Below are 19,723 nucleotides of genomic sequence, written 5' to 3'. Positions count from 1 at the left end.
ATGGTGGCACGCTGCGGCGACAAGGCAGGATGGTCTTCCGTGAGTACCTGGCCGGCCCCGACTGCACCGACCCCCGTCCAGGCGACCGTCGCGGTCCCCGGCTCCAAGTCGCTCACCAATCGGGCGCTGATCCTCGCGGCGCTGGCGACCCGGACGGGCACCTCGACGGTGAGCGGCGCCCTGCGCAGCCGCGACACCGACCTGATGATCGGCGCGCTGCGGACGCTCGGGGTGGACGTCGACGGCGACGGCACCGAGCTGACCGTCGGGGGCGCGATCGCACCGCGCGCCGAGGCGACCGTCGACTGCGGGCTGGCGGGAACCGTGCTGCGGTTCCTACCGCCGGTGGCAGCGCTCGCCGAGGAGGTGGTGACCTTCGACGGCGACGAGCAGGCGCGGTCGCGGCCGATCGCCCCGCTGCTCGACGCCCTGCGCGGGCTGGGCGTCGACGTGCGCGGTGACGCGCTGCCGTTCGGGGTGCACGGCACCGGGGCCGTGCGGGGCGGGACCGTCGACATCGACGCGTCGGCCTCCTCGCAGTTCGTGTCGGGGCTGCTGCTGTCCGGGGCGACGTTCGACGACGGGCTCACCGTCGTGCACACCGGGACGGCGGTGCCGTCCGCGCCGCACGTGGCGATGACGGTGTCGATGCTGCGGACCGCCGGCGTGGAGGTCGACGACGCGCAGGGCAACCGGTGGCGGGTGGCGGCCGGGGACGTCGCACCCCACGACTGGGTGATCGAACCCGATCTGTCCAACGCCGTGCCGTTCCTGGCCGCCGCAGTGGCGACCGGCGGCACTGTCCGCATCGCCGGCTGGCCGGCCGAGAGCGTGCAGCCCGCCGACGTCATCGTCGCGTTGCTGCGCCAGATCGGCGCCGAGGTGCGCCGGGGCGACGCCCACCTCGAGGTCGTGGGTCCGCACGGCTACGCCGGGTTGGACGCCGACCTGCGCGAGATCGGTGAGCTGGCACCGGCGGTCGCTGCCCTCGCGGCGCTCGCCGATCCCGGGGCGACGTCCCGGCTGCGGGGCATCGCGCATCTACGCGGCCACGAGACCGACCGGCTGGCCGCGCTGACGACCGAGATCAACCGCCTCGGCGGCCAGTGCGAGGAGACCGAGGACGGACTGGTCATCGTCGCCCGCCCGCTGCACGGCGGCGTGTGGGAGTCCTACGCTGACCACCGGATGGCCACGGCGGGCGCGATCGTCGGGCTGCGGACCTCCGGTGTCGAGATCGCCGACATCGGCACGACCGCCAAGACGCTGCCCGACTTCCCGCGCATGTGGACGGACATGCTGGGCGGGCAGGTCACCGAGACGCCTCAGGCGCCTGAGAAGCCCCAGGTGCCTGAAAAGCCCCAGGTGCCTGAGAAGCGGTGAGCCGCCGCGAGTACGACGAGTCCGACGTCCGGATCCGGTCCGGCCGCGGATCGCGGCCGCGCACCAAGACCCGTCCCGAGCACGCGGACGCGCAGGAGGCCATGGTCGTCACCGTGGACCGTGGGCGGTGGGGCTGTGCGCTCGGCGGCGATCCGGGTCGCCTCGTCACCGCGATGCGCGCCCGCGAACTCGGCCGCACGCCCATCGTGGTCGGCGACGACGTCGGCATCGTCGGCGATCTGTCCGGTCGACCCGACACCCTGGCCCGCATCGTCCGGCGTTCGGACCGTCGCACGGTGCTGCGGCGCACCGCCGACGACACCGACCCGACCGAACGCGTCGTGGTCGCCAACGCCGACCAGCTGCTGATCGTGGTCGCGTTGGCCGATCCACCGCCGCGGACGGGGTTCGTGGAGCGCGCGTTGATCGCGGCGTACGCCGGCGGGCTGACCCCCATCCTGTGCCTGACGAAGACCGATCTGGCGGCGCCCGAACCGTTCGCCGCGCAGTTCGCCGGACTGGACCTCGAGGTGGTGACCGCCGGCCGCGGCGACACCGTCGACCGCATCGCCGAACTGCTCGATGGCAGGGTGACGGTGCTGCTCGGCCACTCCGGTGTGGGCAAGTCCACGCTGGTCAACCGCGTCGTCCCCGCGGCGGACCGGGCCACCGGGGAGGTGTCGGGGGTCGGCAAGGGCAAGCACACCTCGACGCAGTCGGTGGCGCTGCCGCTGGCGGTGTCCGGCTGGGTGGTGGACACCCCGGGCGTGCGGTCGTTCGGCTTGGCGCACATCGCACCCGACGACGTCCTGCTGGCGTTCGCCGATCTCGCCGACGCCATCGAGGACTGCCCGCGCGGCTGCGGGCACCTCGGTCCGCCCGCCGATCCGGAGTGTGCGCTGGACGCGCTGACCGGCGCGGCCGCCGACCGGGTGGCCGCCGCGCGGCGCCTGCTGGCCGTGCTGCGGACGGACTGACGCACGGCCGGTGAACGCTGGCGTCAGCCTCGTTTGCGCTGCACACCGACGGGGCACGCTGCACCGGTGAGCAACGTACCCTCCATCACCCTCAACGACGGCGCCACGATCCCGCAGCTCGGGTTCGGCGTCTATCAGATCGACCCCGACGAGACCGCAGGCGCGGTGCGCACCGCCCTAGAGATCGGTTACCGGCACATCGACACCGCCGAGATGTACCAGAACGAGAAGGGCGTCGGGCAGGGCATCCGCGACGCCGGCATCGACCGCGGCGACGTCTTCATCACCAGCAAGCTGAACAACGGCTTCCACGAGCCGGATGCCGCGCGCAAGGCGTTCGACGGCACGCTGGCCGCGCTCGGGTTCGACTACGTCGACCTGTTCCTCATTCACTGGCCGCTGCCGACCCTCTACGACGGCGACTTCCCCGCGACGTGGCGCACGCTGGAGGAATTCAAGGCCGACGGCCGCGCCCGCAGCATCGGGGTGTCCAACTTCCAGGTGCCCCACCTCGAGCGGCTGGCCACGGAGACCGACACCGTGCCTGCGGTCAACCAGATCGAGGTGCACCCGTACTTCACCAACGACGAGGTGCGCCAGTACGGCGAGGCCCATCGGATCGCGACCGAGGCGTGGTCGCCCATCGCGCAGGGCAAGGTGCTCGACGACTCGGTGGTCGACGGGATCGCCAAGGCCACCGGCAAGACGCCGGCCCAGGTGGTGCTGCGGTGGCACGTGCAGCTCGGCCACGTCGTGTTCCCGAAGTCGGTGACCCCGGAGCGCATTCAGCAGAACTTCGACATCTTCGACTTCGAGCTGAGCCCCGACGACGTCGACGCTCTGTCCGAACTCGACAAGGGCGAGGACGGCCGTACCGGACCCAACCCGGACAGCTTCGACTACGTGCCCGACTGACCCGGATACGCCGAAGCGGGGAGATCGATCACGATCTCCCCGCTTCTGCGTTGGTCGTCAGGCCGCGCGCAGGGCGACGGCCTTGCGTTCCCGGCGTCGGGCACGCACCGCGGCGATCGACGACTTGAGGCCACGGCGTTGCGTGGGCTCGAGGTCGTCGAACATCCGCTCGCTGCGCGTCTCCGGCGCATCGTCGCGGGTGTCGGTCAGGAAGCGGTCCGGCAGCGACAGCTTGGCGATCGTGCGCCACGCCTTGCCGTACTGCACCAGGAACGATCCCGTCGTGTACGGCAGGTCGTACTTGTCGCACACCTGGCGCACCCGGATGCCGATCTCCTCGTAGCGGTTGCTGGGGAGATCGGGGAACAGGTGGTGCTCGATCTGGTGCGACAGGTTGCCGCTCATGAATCGCAGCGCCGGGCCGGCGTTGAAGTTCGCACTGCCGAGCATCTGGCGCAGGTACCACTGCCCCTTGGACTCGCCGACCATGTCGGTCTTGGTGAACTTCTCCGCGCCGTCGGGGAAGTGGCCGCAGAAGATGACCGCGTTGGCCCAGACGTTGCGGATGAGGTTGGCCATGGCGTTGGCCTTCATCGTCGACGTGTACGTCGCACCCGGCGAGAGTGACGTGATGGCCGGCCAGGCCACGTAGTCCTTGGCCACCTGCGCTCCGGCCTTCACACCGAACTCGCGGACGCGCTTCAGGGTGGCGTTGCGATCGTCGCGGCCCTTGAAGATCTTGCCCAGTTCGAGGTGCTGCAGGCCGACGCCCCACTCGAACAACGCCATGAGGATGGTGTTGAACCCGAGGTTGAACAGGTTCATCGGCTGCCACTTGGTGTCGCGCGTGACGCGGATGAGGCCGTAGCCCACGTCGTCGTCCATGCCGAGGATGTTCGTGTACTTGTGATGCATGAAGTTGTGCGTGAAGCGCCAGTGCTTGGACGCGCCACTCATGTCCCACTCCCACGACGAGGAGTGGATCTCGGGATCGTTCATCCAATCCCACTGACCGTGCATGACGTTGTGGCCGATCTCCATGTTCTCGACGATCTTGGCCACGCCGAGGGTCGTTGCGCCGGCCCACCATGCAGAGCGTCGCGAACTCGCGGTCAGCATCAGCCGACCGGCCACCTCGAGCGCCCGCTGGGCGGCGATGGTGCGGCGGATGTAGCGCGCGTCGCGCACCCCGCGGGAGTCCTCGATGTCCTGACGGATCGTGTCCAGCTCGTGGGCCAGGTTCTCGATGTCGGCTTCGGTCAGGTGAGCGAATTCCGGTACGTCGGTGATTGCCATGTCGTGTCCTCCTTCCTCGCTGTGTCGTTCCTACGCTAGCGTAACCTACGATCCCGTAGGTTACTAGTCAGTAAAGCTACGCGTCGATCACGCAATTTCCCGATGCCGCCGACACGCAGGTCTGGATCCGGCTGCCCGGCTCGCGCTCGTCGCCCGTCCTCAGATCGCGGACGTAGCCGTCGACGAGACCCACCACGCAGGACTGGCAGATGCCCATCCGGCAGCCGAACGGCATGCGGATGCCCGCGTCCTCACCAGCGTCCATGAGCGACGTCGCCGCGTCCACCCGGACCGTCTTGCCGCTGCGCTCGAAGGTCACCTCACCGCCGGCGCCGTGCACGGCCGCCTTCGACACCGCGAAGCGCTCGAGGTGCAGCTGGTCCTCCAGCCCCGCGTCCTTCCAGACGCGGACCGCGTCGTCGAGCATGGCCTCCGGGCCGCACGCCCAGGTCTGCCGCTCGCGCCAGTCGGGAACCACCTCGTCGAGGCGCGCGAGGTCCAGGCGCCCCTCGCGGCGCGTGGCCCGGCGGATCAGGCGGTAGCCGGGATGCGCGTCGGCCAGCTCGGCCAGCTCGCCGCTGAACATCACGTCGTCCTCGGTCGGCGCGGAGTGCACGTGCACCACGTGTCCGGGCGCTCCGATCTGGCCGCGGCGCACCAGCGTGCGCAGCATCGACATCACCGGCGTGACGCCGGATCCGGCCGTGAGGAACAGCAGCGACGACGGCGCCGGGTCGGGAAGCACGAAGTTGCCCTGCGGCGCGGCCAGCCGCACGATCGTCCCCGGCTCCAGACCGTTGACCAGATGCGAGGACAGGAAGCCCTCCGGCATCGCCTTGACGGTGATCGTGATGGTCCGCGCCGTGCGGCCGCCCTTCGCCGCCGCGGCCGAGGTGACCGGCGTGGAGGTCAGCGAGTAGGACCGCCACTTCCACCGGCCGTCGACCAGGACGCCGATGCCGATGTACTGCCCCGGCTCGTAGTCGAAGGAGAAGCCCCAGCCCGGCTTGATGACGATGGTCGCCGAGTCGACGGTCTCCGGGCGCACCTCGAGGATGCGGCCGCGCAGCTCGCGTGCCGACCACAGCGGGTTGGCCAGGACGAGGTAGTCGTCCGGCAGCAGCGGCGTCGTGATGCGTGCGGCGATGGTGCGCAGCGCGTGCCACCCCGGGCGGTGCTTGGCACCGACGACGGTGGGGCGGACGGTATCGGCCACGTTGGCCGAGACCTTGATGTTGTTCTTGGCCATGACGGACTCCTGCCGACGTGTGGTCGAAGAATGACTACCCACCTTCGGCGGGCTAAATCTACGGTACCGTAACCTACGGTCGGGTAACCCGCGTCAAAGCAGGTCGAGCAGGAACGGCAGCTCCTGCGTCGCATACCACGCGAGGTCGTGGTCCTGCGCGTCGCCGACCGTCAGCTCGGCGTCCTCGTCCCCCAGATCGGCCTCGTCGATCACCTCGACCGCGGCGGCCACCGCCTGCTCGGCTGCGGCGTTGTCGACGTAGGCGGCCACGACGTCGGACATCGCCACCGGCCCTGCCAGCCGCACCACGGCGTCGTCGAGGTCGGGCCGCACGGTCACCGGTTCGACGTCGGCCACCAGCACCGCGCGCCGCAGCGGCAGCGCCTTGGTGTCGACTCCCGGGTCGCTGCGCTCCTGCCCACCGGGGGCCGCCTCGGTGGCGAGCAGCCGCAGCGACGCCAGCGCCGCCTCACGCAGGGCCACCTCGGCCAGCTCCTCCTCGTCCCCGTCGGAGTAGCTCTCGCGCAGCGTCGGCGTCACGGCGAAGGCCGTGCCGCTGCGGGCGTGCACCGTCTGGTCGGTGACCAATCCCTGCAACATGGCCAAGGTCATCGGGACGTACACGCGCACGCCCAAGACTGTAGCCACCCGCGCCGCGTCCGCCGATCAGCGCGCGGACTCCAACAGTTCGTCCAGCGACTCGCGCAGCAGGCTGGGCAGCACGTCGACGTCGCTCATCGCGTCGCGGTCGGCGTTGATGCCGAAGTACAGCATGCCGTTGTACGACGTCACGCCGATGGCCAGCGTCTGGTTGTGCAGCAGCGGCGGCACCGCGTAGGTCTCCAACAGCTTGGTGCCGGCGACGTACATCTGCTTCTGCGCACCCGGCACGTTGGTGATCAACAGGTTGAACACCCGCGCCGAGAAGCTCGTCGCCACACGAATCCCCATAGCGTGCAACGTCGGTGGCGCAAAGCCGGACAGCGTGACGATGGTCCGGGCGTCCACCAGGCTCGAGGCCGTCGACACCGACTCGGTGGCGTGCGCGATCTGCGACAGCCGCACCACGGCATTGGGTTCGCCGACCGGCAGGTCGACCAGGAACGGCGACACCTCGCTGATCGCCTGGCCCGGCCCCGCCACGTCGAGTTCACCGTCGGGGTACACCGACATCGGCGCCATCGCTCGCACCGTGGAGGTCGACGTCACCGGCTCGCCGCGCGACATCAGCCAGTTGCGCAGCGTCCCCGCCACCACGGCGAGCACCACGTCGTTGACGTCGCAGTCGTAGCGGGCCCGCAGCCGCCGGTAGTCGTCGAGGTCGTGCGAGGCGACGGTGAAGCGACGATTGCGCGACACCGTCGTGTTGAGCGGGCTGCTCGGCGCCGTCCCGCGGGCCATGGTGCGCGCCACGTCCGCCATCCGGCGCGCGGCCTCGACGAGCTGGCTGGTGTTGGTCACCATCTCGGTGACCGTCGAGCGCGCCGCCGTCATCTGCGCACGCGGCCGGGCGATCCACTCTCCCACCGCACCGAGCAGGAGTTGGGTGTCGCTGGGCTCGCGGGCCGGAATCCAGATGTCCTCCCCAAACTCGGGGCCCTTCTGGTTGCGGTCGGCGATGACGTGCCCGATCTCCAGCGCCGTCATCCCGTTCACCAGCGCCTGGTGCGACTTGACGTAGATGGCGATGCGATTCTTCGCCAACCCCTCGACGAGATACATCTCCCACAGCGGTCGGGACTTGTCCAGCGGCCGCGACCCGAGCCGCGCGACCAGGTCGTGCAGCTGCGCGTCGCTGCCCGGCGAGGGCAGCGCCGAACGCCGGATGTGGTAGGTGATGTCGAAGTCACCGTCGTCGATCCACACCGGCCGGGCCAGGCCCAGAGTCACCTCGCGGACCTTCTGCCGGTAACGCGGAATCTGCGGCAGCCGGCGCTCCACCGTCGCGAGCAGCGTCTCGTAGCTCAGCCCGGCGCGGGGCTTGCGCAGGATCGACAGCGTGCCGACGTACATTGGCGTCGACGTGTTCTCCAAGTGGTAGAACGACGCGTCGGACGACGACAACCTGGTCACCACGCGGTGCCGCCTCTCGCCATGCCGTTCTGCTAGACCACGCCACGGTAACCGCCGTCGCCGAGGTGCCGCAGCACGGGTGCACGAGAGTGTCCTGACCGCGTGCGAGGATCGAGGGGTCTGTTCCTCTCCAGCAGACGCACCCCACCGGCCGACCGCTGGAGAATCGCCTTGACCGCTGCACCCGTCACCCCGCCGCTCGCCTCGCCCGTCGTCGACTACGAGCCGCCGCCCGTCTCACCCGGGGACCCCGCCTGCCCGATGCCGCGCCCCGACGCGCTGCACCGGCACAGTCCCCGACCGCTCAACCCGGCCACCCGGCCTGCTCGGGAGAAACCCGCGCGTGAGCACCCTGCGCCGCCCGCGCGTGAGCACCCTGCGCCGCCCGCGCGTGAGCACCCTGCGCCGCCCGCGCGTGAGCACCCTGCGCCGCCCGCGGCGGTCGCCTTCGCGGACGTCACCCTGCGCCACGTCCTCGAGGTGATCGACCGGCGCCGGCCGCTGACGCAACTGCGGCACGCGCTGCGCCCCGCACTGCTCGACGCCGTCGCCGCGCACGCCCGCCAACCATCGGCCGCCGGTGCCGCGGTCCTGCGGCGGGTGCGGCTGCGCACCGTCGCGGCCGGGACGGCCGAACCGGCCGCCGCCGGGACGGCCGAACCGGCCGCGGCCGAGGTGTTCGCCACCTACACCCGCGGCCGTCGGGTCCGCGCCGTCGCCGGACGCGTCGAGGTCGTCGACGGACGCTGGCAGCTCGTCGCGCTCCAGCTGGGCTGACGGGCCGGCTCTACCCGCTAGCCGCGGCGCGCCTTCGGGCCACCCCGGTTCTGCCGGCGCGCCGCCTCGCGACGCTCCTTGCGCGTACCGCCGGTCGACGCGGCGTGCCGGCCGCCGCCCTGGCGCTGCACCTCCGCCGAGCCGTCCTCGGACGGGCCCACGAACGTCATGGGACGCGACTTCTCCTCGTCGATGCCCTTCACCCGCAGCGCCGGCGCGGCCTCCTTGGTCGCCTCCTTGGTCGCCACACCGCCACCCTGCGGCGCCGGCTCCTGCGCCCGGGCCGCCGCCTCGGCGGCGAACTGCGCCAGCGATGCCGGCGCCGAGACCGGGGCCACCTGCTCGGCGGGCTGCGGAGCGGCCTGCACCTGCGCGTTGAACAGCAGGCCGACCGACTCCTCCTTCAGACCGTCGAGCATCGCCATGAACATGTCGTAGCCCTCGCGCTGGTACTCGACCAGCGGGTCGCGCTGCGCCATCGCCCGCAGGCCGATGCCCTCCTTGAGGTAGTCCATCTCGTAGAGGTGCTCACGCCACTTGCGGTCGATCGTCGACAGCAGCACGCTGCGTTCCAGGTAACGCATCGCCTCGTCGCCGCCGATCTCCTTCAGCTGCGCCTCCCGCTCGGCGTAGGCGCGTTCGGCGTCGGCGATCAGCGCACCGAGCAGCTCGTCGCGGGTCAGCTCCCCCGGCTCGCCGACGGCGTCGCCGTCGATGAGGTCGTGGTGGTCGATGCCCACCGGGTAGAGCATCTTCAGCGCCTGCCACAGCGCCTCGAGGTCCCAGTCCTCCGAGTAGCCCTCGGCGGTGGCGCCGTCGACGTACGCGGTGACGACGTCGACGAGCATCTTGTGTGCCTGCGCCTGCACGTCCTCACCCTCGAGGATCAGCCGGCGCTCGGCGTAGACCACCTTGCGCTGCTGGTTCATCACCTCGTCGTACTTGAGCACCTGCTTGCGGATCTCGAAGTTCTGCTGCTCGACCTGCGTCTGCGCGCTCTTGATCGCGCGGGTCACCATCTTCGCCTCGATCGGCACGTCCTCCGGCAGGTTCAGCCGGGTCAGCAGCGACTCCAGCGTCGCGCCGTTGAAGCGCCGCATCAGTTCGTCGCCGAGGGACAGGTAGAAGCGGGACTCACCCGGATCACCCTGTCGGCCGGAGCGGCCGCGCAGCTGGTTGTCGATGCGGCGGGACTCGTGCCGCTCGGTGCCGAGCACGTACAGTCCGCCGGCCTCGATGACCTCCTCGGCCTCCTTGGCGACGTCGGCCTTCACCGATGCGATGACGTCGTCCCAGGCGGCCTCGTAGTCCTCGGGGGTCTCGACCGGGTCCAGGCCACGGTCGCGCAGCCGCTTGTCGGCGAGGTAGTCCGGGTTGCCACCGAGCACGATGTCGGTACCGCGGCCGGCCATGTTCGTGGCCACGGTGATGGCGCCGCGCCGTCCGGCCTCGGCGATGATGCCGGCTTCCTGCTCGTGGAACTTGGCGTTCAGCACGTTGTGCGGGATGCGGCGCTTGGTGAACTGCTTGGACAGGTACTCCGACCGCTCCACGCTGGTGGTGCCGATCAGGACCGGCTGGCCCTTCTCGTAGCGCTCGGTGACGTCGTCGACGACGGCGATGTACTTGGCTTCCTCGGTCTTGTAGATGAGGTCGGACTGGTCGGTGCGGATCATCGGCTTGTTGGTGGGGATGCTCACCACGCCCAGGCCGTAGATCTCGTGCAGCTCGGCCGCCTCGGTCTGCGCCGTGCCGGTCATGCCGGAGAGCTTGTCGTAGAGCCGGAAGTAGTTCTGCAGCGTGATCGTGGCGAGCGTCTGGTTCTCGGCCTTGATCTCGACGTGCTCCTTGGCCTCGATGGCCTGGTGCATGCCCTCGTTGTAGCGGCGGCCCAGCAGTACGCGGCCGGTGAACTCGTCGACGATCAGGACCTCGCCGTTGCGGACGATGTAGTCCTTGTCGCGGATGAACAGTTCCTTGGCCTTGATGGCGTTGTTCAGGTAGCTGACCAGCGGCGAGTTGGCCGCCTCGTAGAGGTTGTCGATGCCGAGCTGGTCCTCGACGAACTCGACGCCCACCTCGTGCACGCCGATCGTGCGCTTGCGGATGTCGACCTCGTAGTGCGTGTCCTTCTCCATCAGCGGCGCCAGGCGCGCGAACTCGAGGTACCAGTTCGAGGCGCCATCGGCGGGGCCGGAGATGATCAGCGGGGTGCGGGCCTCGTCGATGAGGATCGAGTCGACCTCGTCGACGACGGCGAAGTGGTGGCCGCGCTGCACCATGTCGGCGGTCGCGTGCGCCATGTTGTCGCGCAGGTAGTCGAAGCCGAACTCGTTGTTCGTGCCGTAGGTGATGTCCGCGGCGTAGGCGGCACGACGCTCGTCGGGCGTCATCTGCGAGAGGATCACGCCGACCTCGAGGCCCAGGAAGCGGTGCACGCGGCCCATCGACTCGCGGTCGCGCTTGGCCAGGTAGTCGTTGACCGTGACGACGTGCACGCCCTTGCCGCTCAGCGCGTTGAGGTAGGCGGGGAGCACGCAGGTCAGCGTCTTGCCCTCACCGGTCTTCATCTCGGCGACGTTGCCGTAGTGCAGCGCCGCGCCACCCATGACCTGCACGTCGAACGGCCGCTGGCCCAGCACGCGCCACGCGGCTTCCCGCGCCACGGCGAACGCCTCGGGCAGCAGCTCGTCGATGTCGGCACCGTCGGCGATGCGCTTCTTGAACTCGTCGGTCTTGGCGCGCAGCTCGGCGTCGGACAGCTTCTCGACGTCATCGGACAACGTGTTGACGTATTCGGCGACCTTCTTGAGGCGCTTGACCATGCGGCCTTCGCCGATACGGAGCAACTTCGTGAGCACGGCTTCGTCCCCTGCGGGTAGGTGTGGACCTCGATGGACCGTCGCCGGGCCACGAGTTTCGTCAAACGTCATCCATCGTAGGTGACTCGCCTGCCAGGCCGGTTGCACCGCGCACGGGCCCCGACGAGGAGGTCCCCGGCACCCTGCGGTGCCGGGGACCTCGTCACGGTCGGTCGATTGGAGCGATCAGGACAGCCGGATCAGCCCGTAGTCGTAGGCGTGGCGGCGGTAGACCACCGAGGGCCGGTCGCTCTCCTTGTCGTGGAACAGGAAGAAGTCGTGGCCGACGAGTTCCATCTCGTAGAGGGCGTCGTCGACGCTCATCGGTTCGGCCGGGTGTTCCTTGGTGCGCACGATGTGGCCCGGTTCGTGGTCGGCGGACGCGCCGTCGTGGGAGCCGTCGACGGTGGTGCCGTCGACCGAGCCGTCGGAGGACAGCGGGAGGAAGGCGTCCGGGTCGATCACCTTGGTGGCCTCGGCCACCGAGACCGGCGTCTTGTCGCCGTAGTGAATCTTGCGCCGGTCCTTGCTGCGGCGCAGCCGGTTCTCGAGTTTGCCGACCGCCGCCTCGAACGCGGCGTAGAAGCTGTCGGCGCAGGCCTCGCCCCGCACCACCGGACCGCGCCCCCGCGCGGTGATCTCCACGTGCTGACAGTTCTTGCGTTGCCGCCGGTTGCGTTCGTGGTCGAGTTCGACGTCGAAGAGGTAGATGGTGCGGTCGAAGCGCTCTGCGCGCGCGAGCTTCTCGGCGACGTAGACGCGGAAGTGGTCGGGGACTTCGACGTTGCGACCCTTGACGACGATTTCGGCGCGGGGTCCGGCAACGGGTGGCTCGTCGTCGACGACCATGGTGGACTGGGTTGCTGCTTGCACGGAATGGCTTGACATACTTCGCAACTCGTTTCTCTTCGCGTCGCACGCATCAGGGCGTGCCGGCTGGTCGGGGAAACGCGCCGACGGGTCTTGACGTCACCGCCCACCGGCGCAGATGTCGAAGACTCACCTCCTACCGCTGTCAGCGATGTGGCGCTGGTTGGAGACAACGCCGCCGTGGAATTCCACGGGTGGTCAGACCGACGGTAGTCCGAGTTCACCGGTTCGTGCCACACATTTCGCATACGCGTTTCGACGACTTCACCGACGCCCAACGCCGCTGTTACACGAGACCTCAGGCGTGGGCGATGACGAGCACTGCCGCCACCCGGGCGCCGTGGGTTTGCAGAACGCTCACCGACGCGCAGGCCGTCGCCCCGGTGGTCACGACGTCGTCGATGAGCAGGACGTCGCCGCGCACGGGTCGGCGCAGCCGCACGCGGCCGGCGACGTTGCGTTGCCGCGCGGCCGCCGACAGGCCCACCGAGTCGCGGGTGAAGGCCCGCAGCCGCAGGACGCCGTCCACGGTCGCGACGCCGTCCACGGTGGCGACGCCATTCGGCGGTGTCACCGCCGCGCGGGCGACGCGGGTGACCGGGTCCCCGCCGCGGCGGCGGGCCGACGAGGCGCGTGTCGGGGCGGGCACCAGCGTGACGGGCACCGGCAGCAGCCCCCAGCCGAGCAGCCGGTGCAGTCCGCCGGCCAGCGCCCGGCTCAGCGGCGCGATCAGATCGGCGCGACCGTGTTCCTTGACCGCCACGATCGCCTGCCGCCGCGCCCCGGCGTAGCGGCCGAGTGAGAACACCGGCACGCCGGGATCGATTCGCGGCGTGACGAGGACGGGGTCACGGCCCGCACCGGCCAGCAGGCGCTCGCAGTCGGCACACCACCGGAGGCCGGGTGCACCGCAGCCGCCGCAGTGCAGCGGGAGGACGAGGTCGGCGAGCACCCCCGCAGTGTGGGCGCGGGGTCCGACATCCGCGCGGGAGGCGCGAAGACCGACAACCCGGCCCGGTCAGAGGCCGAGGTCGCGCCCGATCAGTTCCTTCATGATCTCGTTCGAGCCGGCCCAGATCTTCGTCACGCGGGCGTCCTTCCAGGCCCGGGCCACGCGGTACTCGTTCATGTAGCCGTAGCCGCCGTGCAGCTGCACGCAGTGGTCGAGGACCTCGTTCTGCACCTGCGAACTCCACCACTTCGCCTTCGCGGCGTCGATGGCCGACAGCTCGCCGTGGGTGTGCGCCACCACGCAGTTGTCGATGAACGCCTGGGCGACGTCGAGCTTGGTGACCAGCTCGGCGAGCAGGAACTTGTTGTACTGCAGCGACCCGATCTGCTGGCCGAATGCCTTGCGCTCCTGGGAGTAGGCGATGGTGTCGTCGAGGTTGCGGCGGGCGTGGGCCAGGTTCTGCACGGCGCCACTGATCCGCTCCTGCGGCAGCAGCTGCATCATGTGAATGAATCCGCCGTCCAGCTCGCCGATCATCCGCGACGACGGCACGCGCAGGTCCTCGAAGAACAGCTCGGCGGTGTCGGCCTCGGGCTGGCCCACCTTGTCGAGCTTGCGGCCGCGGGAGAAGCCCTCGTCGGTCGCCTCGACGGCGAACAGGGTGATGCCCCTGGCCTTCTTCTCCGGTGAGGTGCGGGTGGCCACGATGATCAGGTCGGCCTGCGTCCCGTTGGTGATGAAGGTCTTCGACCCGTTGATGACGTAGTCGTCACCGTCGCGCACCGCCGTGGTCTTCAGCGCCGCGAGGTCCGACCCGCCGGACGGCTCGGTCATGGCGATCGCCGTGATCAGCTCGCCGGAGCAGAACCTCGGCAGGTACTCCTTGCGCTGCTCCTCGGTGCTCAGCTTCACCAGGTACGGCGCGACGATGTCGAACTGGATCGAGAACGCCGAGGCCACCGCGGCGCTGGAGCGGGCGAGTTCCTCGTTGAAGATGGCGTTGAAACGGTAGTCGCCGGCCTCGCTGCCGCCGTACTCCTCGGGCACCTCCAGGCCGAGGAAGCCGTTGCGGCCCGCCTCGAGCCAGCTGTCCCGGTCGACGAAGCGCTGCTCGATCATCTTCTCTTCGGCGGGCTCGATGGTCCGGAGGACGAACTCGCGGACCGACTCGCGGAACGCGTCGTGGTCGTCGTCGTACAACGTGCGCTTCATGGCTGACTCCTCCTGCGGCGGCTCTCCACGTCGAGCTTAGCTACCGACGAGTAGCCGGGTTCGCGGCGCGGGCTGCGCCGCTGGTGGCCGGGGCGGCGTGTGGCACGCTGACCGACGTGTCCGGTGAACCCCTCTCGCTCGAGCGCTCGACCACCGCCGGCGGTGCCGACGTCGCCGTCCTGACGTTCGCGCACGGCCCGCTCAACCTCTTCGACCAGTCGATGTTCGACGCGCTCACCGCCCGGCTGCGCGAGTTGACGGCTCAGCCGCCGCGGGCGCTGCTGCTGCGCGCCGAAGGCAAGGTCAACTCGGCCGGCGTCGACGTGCACGTCTTCGACGGCCTGACCGAGCAGGAGGGCGCCGACCTCTGGCGGCGGCTGTTCGACGGGATCATCGGTCCGCTGGAGGCGCTGCCGTGCCCGGTGGTGTTCGCCGCGCACGGGCTGACCCTCACCGCCGCGTTCGAGATCGCGCTGGCCTGCGACCTCATCCTCGCGGGGCCGCGCGCGAAGTTCGGCCTCGTCGAGACCGTCGTCGGGCTGACCCCGTCCATGGGCGGGCCGCAGCGGCTCGCCGAGCGCGCCGGCTCCGGGAGGGCACGCGAGCTGGTGATGACCGGCGACCTGTACGACGCGGCGACGCTCGCCGAGTGGGGTGTGGTGAACGCGGTGCACGACGACGTGGACGCCGCGGCCCGTGCGCTCACCGAGCGGCTCGCCGACGGACCCACCCGGGCGCACGCGGCGACGAAGACCATCGTCGCGGCCTGGCGGTCGGGCGGCGTCGCGCACGCCGACGCCGTGACCGCCGAGGTGTCCGGCGCCCTGTTCGGCACCGAGGACCTGCGCGGCGCGGTGCGCAGCTTCCTCGACGTCGGCCCGGGAAAGGCGACCTACACCGGCCGCTGAGCGGTCTAGGGTGAGCGGATCGACTCGGGCGGGAGGCACGGTGACGGATCCGCGTACGGCGCTGGTGATCGGCGGCGCCTCGGGCATCGGCTGGGCGTCGGCGCGGGCGCTGGCCGCAGACGGCTGCCGCGTCCTGCTGGCCGACCTCGACGCCGACGGCGCCGCCGCGCGCGCCGCGCAACTCGGTGACCCGCACACCGCGGCGGGGGTCGACGTCACCGACGAGGATTCGGTGGCCGCGCTCTTCGAGGCGGCCGGTCCGCTCGACGTCGTCGTCACCACCGCGGGCTTCTCCAACATGAGCCCCATCGTCGACATGCCGGTCGACCAGTTCCGCGCGGTGGTGGACGTGTGCCTCACCGGCTCGCTGATCGTGGCCAAGTACGCCGGCCGCACACTGCGCAACGGCGGTGCGCTGCTGTGGATCTCGTCGCTCAACGGCCGCCAGCCGGCCGTCGGGATGAGCGCCTACTGTTCGGCGAAGGCGGGCCTGTCGATGCTCACCCAGGTGGCGGCGCTGGAACTGGCCGCCCGGGGCATCCGGGTCAACGCCGTCGCCCCCGGCTTCGTGCACACCCCGCTGACGGAGGGCGCCGCGATGGTGCCCGGAGTGGTCGAGGAGTACGTGGAGAACACCGCGCTGGGGCGGGCCGGCACGCCGGAGGACATCGCCGAGGCAGTGGTGTTCCTGTGTTCGGAGCGGGCGTCCTGGATCACCGGCGAGGTCCTCGACGTCAACGGCGGCGCGCACATGAAGCGCTACCCCGACGTGCTCGGGCACGTGCACGCGCTGATGGGCACGGCCTGACGGCAGGCCGTCAGCCCGGCAGTACCGGCGTTGCGCCGGCGGCCATCAACGGCCGCACCTCGGCCCAGGCGAGGTCGTCCTCGGCCGCCGACCCCGCGAGCTGCAGCACGCCGCGCTGATCGGCGACGTACACCGTCGACGGGTTGGCGGCGACCGTGGCCACCGGCATCAGCAGGTTGCGGCTCGGGCCGTCGGAGTTCACGCCGTCGAGGTTCACGTAGGACACCGGGTGCTGCGGATCGGTACGGGTCACCACGATGTCGTCGCCGGTGCGCCAGGCCAGGCTGACCGCGGTGTCGCCGAGCCCGAAGCCGAGGCGTCGCGGATGGGTCAGCGCGAACTGCCCGCCCTGGGTCTGCTCCACGCCGGCGAGGATGACCTGACCGTTGATGACCATCGCGGCGCGGCTGCCGTCGCGCGACAGCTGCAATTCGGTGATCGGCCCCGGGAAGCGGGTGGCGACGGCGCCGGCGTCGACCGGGATCCGGGCGGGCTGTCCGGACGCCGGCTCCTGGATGACGCGCACGACGTTGCTGCCGTCGACCACCACCCAGATCGCGTTGTCCAGCGCCCAGCTCGGGCGGGTCAGCGTGCGGCCGTCGATCGCCTGGGCGGCGTCGCCTCCCATGGGGCCGACCCACAGCGAGGACGCCACGTCGGGGGCACCGGGGCGCAGCGTCACCACCGTTGCGACGTCCTGGCCGGTGCGGGACAGCGTGGCCGACGTCTGGTCGCGGATGTCGCCGAAGGAGCCCTGCACCCGCGGGGCGCGCTGCCCGTCGAGGGACACCATCGACCCGCCGAGCAGCGCGTGCAGGCCCGCGGCGGCACCGGGATCGGCGCCCGGGTCGGTGGCGGCGACGTCGGTGGTGTTCCACCCCTCGGCGAAGCGGTCGTCGAGGGCGGCGCCATCGGCGTCGAGGACGTAGGGGCCGTTGATCCCCGACCGCGACAGCGTCCAAATCACTTGCGCGGCCAGCAGTTGGCGGCTGTGCGGGTCGGTGGTGTCGAGGCGCTCGAGGTCGACCCGCGCACCGCCGTAGCCCCGGCCCACGCCGGTCTTGCCGCCATCGGCCCGGGTCACCGGGCCCCGCAGGCGCAGCGGCGGGCCGAGCAGGTTGCGGACCGTCTTGTCCATCTCCGGGCGCGGCCCGGCCACCAGCTTGGTGACCAGTTCGGTGGCCAGCAGGTCCGGGTCGCTCACCGCGACGTAGCGCGGGTCGGGCACCACGGTCTTGCCGGTGGGATCGACGAAGTAGAGGGTGTGCCGCTTGTAGGTGGCCTGGAACTGCTGCCAGTCCAGGAACACCCCGTTGGGCAGCTTGTCGATGCGCCAGCCGCCCGGGGTCTTCACCAGCTCGATGGGACCCGGGTCGGGCAGCGCGCCCTCACCGGTCTCGAACACGCCCATGTCGGACAGCGAACCGAGGATGTCCGCCTTCATCGTGACGGTGACGCGGTCGGGCCCACGGGTTTCGACGAAGACGACGCGGTCGATCAGCAGCGCGCTGCCCGCGTCGTCCCAGGCACTCGACGCCGCTTCGGTGAGGAACTGGCGGGCGGCGAGGTGACGGTTGGCGGGGTCGGCGGTGGCCTTGAGGAACTCGCGCAGCAGGACGTCGGGATCCATCGCGGGTGACGGGGTGGGCAGGCTCGGCGGCGCGGGCCGTTCCACGGTGCCGATGGCCTGCGGAGCCGAGGAGTTCGGTACGCCCGCGCAGCCGGTGAACACCAGGGCGAGTGCCGCGAGGACGGCCAGCGCGCGCGTCACGTCCGCTTCCCCGCCGACTGCGTCTCGCGTGCCGGGCGGCGCGGCGGCCGGTCGGGCCCGGCGGGCTTGAGCGGTAGCGGGCTGGCGGTGACCTTGTGGCCGCGCACCAGCGGCAGCGTCAGGCGGAAGCAGGCGCCCTTGCCCGGTTCGCCCCACGCCTCGAGTCGGCCCTGGTGCAGGCGGGCGTCCTCGATGCTGATCGCCAGGCCCAGACCCGTGCCGCCGGAGCGCCGCACGCGCGACGGGTCGGAGCGCCAGAACCGGCTGAACACCAGCTTCTCCTCGCCGGGGCGCAGTCCGACGCCGTAGTCGCGCACGGTGACGGCGACGGTGTCGACGTCGGCGGCCATCCGGATGCGCACCGGCTTGTGCTCGGCGTGGTCGATGGCATTGGCGATGAGGTTGCGCAGGATGCGCTCGACGCGGCGCGGGTCGACCTCGGCGATCACCTGGTCGCCGGGCAGGTCGACGATGAGGTCGACGTCGGCGTCCTTGGCCAGGTGTCCGACGTTCTCGAGCGCGCTCTCGACGGTGGCGCGCAGGTCCACCGACTCGACGGACAGCTCGGCGACGCCGGCGTCGTGCCGGGAGATCTCGAGCAGGTCGCTGAGCAGCGACTCGAACCGGTCCAGCTCGCTGACCATCAGTTCGGTCGAGCGCCGCAGCGCGGGCTCGAGGTCGTCGCTGTGGTCGTGGATCAGGTCGGCCGCCATGCGCACGGTGGTCAGCGGGGTGCGCAGTTCGTGGCTGACGTCGGAGGTGAACCGGCGCTGCAGGTTGCCGAACTCCTCGAGCTGGGTGATCTGGCGGGACAGGCTCTCGGCCATGTCGTTGAAGGAGACGGCGAGGCGGGCCATGTCGTCCTCGCCGCGCACCGGCATGCGCTCGGTGAGGTGTCCCTCGGCGAACCGCTCGGCGATCCGCGACGCCGACCGCACCGGCAGCACGATCTGGCGGGCCACCAGCAGCGCGATGGCGGCCAGCAGGCCGAGCAGCACGATGCCGCCGGTGGCCATGGTGCCGCGCACCAGCGCGATCGTCGACTCCTCGTTGTTCAACGGGAAGATCAGGTACAGCTCGAGGTTGGTGACCGACGACGAGGTGGGGCTGCCGACGACGAGCGCCGGCCCGGTGAAGCCGTCGGTGCGCACCGTGGCGTACTGGTAGCTCACCTGCCCGGCCTTGACGAATTCGCGCAGGCTGTCGGGCACCTGGCCGATCGGTCCGGCGGCCGTCGCGGCGCGCGGCCCGTCGCCGGGCACCACGAGGACCGCGTCGAACGCGCCGGCCAACCCCGGTCCGGTGTCGGCCTTCCGGTCGATCAACGTGTTGCGGGCGAGCTGCAGGCTGCTGTCGAGCGAGCGGGACTCCTCACCGCCGACGATGCCGCTGACGGTGGTGCGCGCACGGTCGATCTCCTCGGTCGCGGCGCGGACCTTGACGTCGAGGATGCGGTCGGTGATCTGGCTGGTGAGGACGAAGCCGAGCACCAGGATGACGGCCAGGGAGAGACCGAGGGTGAGGGTGACGACGCGCAGTTGCAGCGAGCGGCGCCACGCGTGTCCGAGTGCACGGCTCAGCGCACGGGTGCCGCGCAGGACGGGACCCTGGCCCCAGCCGCCGCGGATGCGGCGCGAGCCGAAGATCACGGCGACCGCCGAGCGGGTGGGA

The 19,723-nt window shown here is 70.8% G+C and carries 16 protein-coding genes; 6 read left to right on the top strand and 10 right to left on the bottom strand.

Annotated elements, in window-relative coordinates:
* Window positions 1–39: 39 nt before the first annotated feature.
* From aroA to FZ046_RS13395, 3 genes are all read left to right on the top strand, one after another.
* A complete protein-coding gene (gene aroA / locus FZ046_RS13405; protein ID WP_246182993.1) occupies window positions 40–1,383 on the top strand; it encodes a 3-phosphoshikimate 1-carboxyvinyltransferase in 1,344 nt (447 codons plus the stop codon).
* Window positions 1,380–2,360: a ribosome small subunit-dependent GTPase A gene (gene rsgA, locus FZ046_RS13400; RefSeq protein WP_070355752.1), complete on the top strand. Its 981-nt coding sequence runs from the start codon at window positions 1,380–1,382 to the stop codon at window positions 2,358–2,360. Before aroA ends, rsgA begins: the two co-directional genes overlap by 4 nt.
* A 66-nt stretch (window positions 2,361–2,426) precedes the next feature.
* A complete protein-coding gene (locus tag FZ046_RS13395) occupies window positions 2,427–3,275 on the top strand; it encodes an aldo/keto reductase (RefSeq protein WP_070355753.1) in 849 nt (282 codons plus the stop codon).
* A 57-nt stretch (window positions 3,276–3,332) separates the two neighbouring features.
* Here the strand turns inward: FZ046_RS13395 and FZ046_RS13390 are convergent, their stop codons facing one another.
* From FZ046_RS13390 to FZ046_RS13375, 4 genes are all read right to left on the bottom strand, one after another.
* Entirely contained in the window at window positions 3,333–4,571 is a 1,239-nt protein-coding gene (locus tag FZ046_RS13390) for a fatty acid desaturase family protein (RefSeq protein ID WP_070355754.1), read from the bottom strand.
* A 76-nt stretch (window positions 4,572–4,647) separates the two neighbouring features.
* Complete coding sequence (locus FZ046_RS13385; protein WP_070355755.1) at window positions 4,648–5,820, bottom strand: ferredoxin reductase; 1,173 nt, start codon at window positions 5,818–5,820, stop codon at window positions 4,648–4,650.
* Window positions 5,821–5,913: 93 nt separating this feature from the next.
* Window positions 5,914–6,432: a DUF6912 family protein gene (locus FZ046_RS13380; RefSeq protein ID WP_099046075.1), complete on the bottom strand. Its 519-nt coding sequence runs from the start codon at window positions 6,430–6,432 to the stop codon at window positions 5,914–5,916.
* 54 nt (window positions 6,433–6,486) lie between these two features.
* The gene (locus tag FZ046_RS13375; RefSeq protein WP_070355757.1) at window positions 6,487–7,896 is read right to left on the bottom strand and encodes a WS/DGAT/MGAT family O-acyltransferase; all 1,410 of its coding nucleotides are present in this window, start codon (window positions 7,894–7,896) and stop codon (window positions 6,487–6,489) included.
* 168 nt (window positions 7,897–8,064) lie between these two features.
* Between FZ046_RS13375 and FZ046_RS13370 the strand changes: the two genes are divergently transcribed.
* Window positions 8,065–8,670 (top strand): Rv3235 family protein, encoded by a 606-nt coding sequence (locus tag FZ046_RS13370; RefSeq protein ID WP_211372280.1) that lies wholly within the window; start codon window positions 8,065–8,067, stop codon window positions 8,668–8,670.
* Window positions 8,671–8,687: 17 nt separating this feature from the next.
* Here the strand turns inward: FZ046_RS13370 and secA are convergent, their stop codons facing one another.
* The 4 genes from secA to FZ046_RS13350 all read right to left on the bottom strand — a co-directional run bounded on the left by secA (window position 8,688) and on the right by FZ046_RS13350 (window position 14,565).
* Entirely contained in the window at window positions 8,688–11,531 is a 2,844-nt protein-coding gene (gene secA / locus FZ046_RS13365; RefSeq protein ID WP_149484257.1) for a preprotein translocase subunit SecA, read from the bottom strand.
* 186 nt (window positions 11,532–11,717) lie between these two features.
* The gene (gene hpf / locus FZ046_RS13360) at window positions 11,718–12,419 is read right to left on the bottom strand and encodes a ribosome hibernation-promoting factor, HPF/YfiA family (RefSeq protein ID WP_070355346.1); all 702 of its coding nucleotides are present in this window, start codon (window positions 12,417–12,419) and stop codon (window positions 11,718–11,720) included.
* Window positions 12,420–12,699: 280 nt separating this feature from the next.
* Window positions 12,700–13,353: a ComF family protein gene (locus tag FZ046_RS13355; RefSeq protein WP_070355345.1), complete on the bottom strand. Its 654-nt coding sequence runs from the start codon at window positions 13,351–13,353 to the stop codon at window positions 12,700–12,702.
* A gap of 66 nt (window positions 13,354–13,419) precedes the next feature.
* Window positions 13,420–14,565 (bottom strand): acyl-CoA dehydrogenase family protein, encoded by a 1,146-nt coding sequence (locus FZ046_RS13350; protein WP_070355344.1) that lies wholly within the window; start codon window positions 14,563–14,565, stop codon window positions 13,420–13,422.
* 116 nt (window positions 14,566–14,681) lie between these two features.
* Between FZ046_RS13350 and FZ046_RS13345 the strand changes: the two genes are divergently transcribed.
* Together FZ046_RS13345 and FZ046_RS13340 are read left to right on the top strand one after the other, a co-directional pair.
* Window positions 14,682–15,473, top strand: coding sequence for an enoyl-CoA hydratase/isomerase family protein (locus tag FZ046_RS13345; protein ID WP_070355351.1), 792 nt, complete (start codon window positions 14,682–14,684; stop codon window positions 15,471–15,473).
* A 40-nt stretch (window positions 15,474–15,513) separates the two neighbouring features.
* On the top strand, window positions 15,514–16,281 hold the full coding sequence (locus tag FZ046_RS13340) for an SDR family NAD(P)-dependent oxidoreductase (protein ID WP_070355343.1): 768 nt from the start codon (window positions 15,514–15,516) through the stop codon (window positions 16,279–16,281).
* Between the two features lie 10 nt (window positions 16,282–16,291).
* On the opposite strand, the gene lpqB is transcribed toward FZ046_RS13340, so the two are convergent.
* Both lpqB and mtrB read right to left on the bottom strand, forming a co-directional pair.
* On the bottom strand, window positions 16,292–18,052 hold the full coding sequence (gene lpqB / locus FZ046_RS13335) for an MtrAB system accessory lipoprotein LpqB (RefSeq protein ID WP_070355342.1): 1,761 nt from the start codon (window positions 18,050–18,052) through the stop codon (window positions 16,292–16,294).
* Window positions 18,049–19,701 (bottom strand): MtrAB system histidine kinase MtrB, encoded by a 1,653-nt coding sequence (gene mtrB / locus FZ046_RS13330; protein ID WP_070355341.1) that lies wholly within the window; start codon window positions 19,699–19,701, stop codon window positions 18,049–18,051. Before mtrB ends, lpqB begins: the two co-directional genes overlap by 4 nt.
* Window positions 19,702–19,723 lie beyond the last annotated feature (22 nt).

Source organism: Mycolicibacterium grossiae, from assembly GCF_008329645.1.
Lineage (GTDB): Bacteria > Actinomycetota > Actinomycetes > Mycobacteriales > Mycobacteriaceae > Mycobacterium > Mycobacterium grossiae.
The sequence above is the reverse complement of the archived record's forward strand: the minus strand, read 5'-3'. Positions and strand labels throughout refer to the sequence as shown.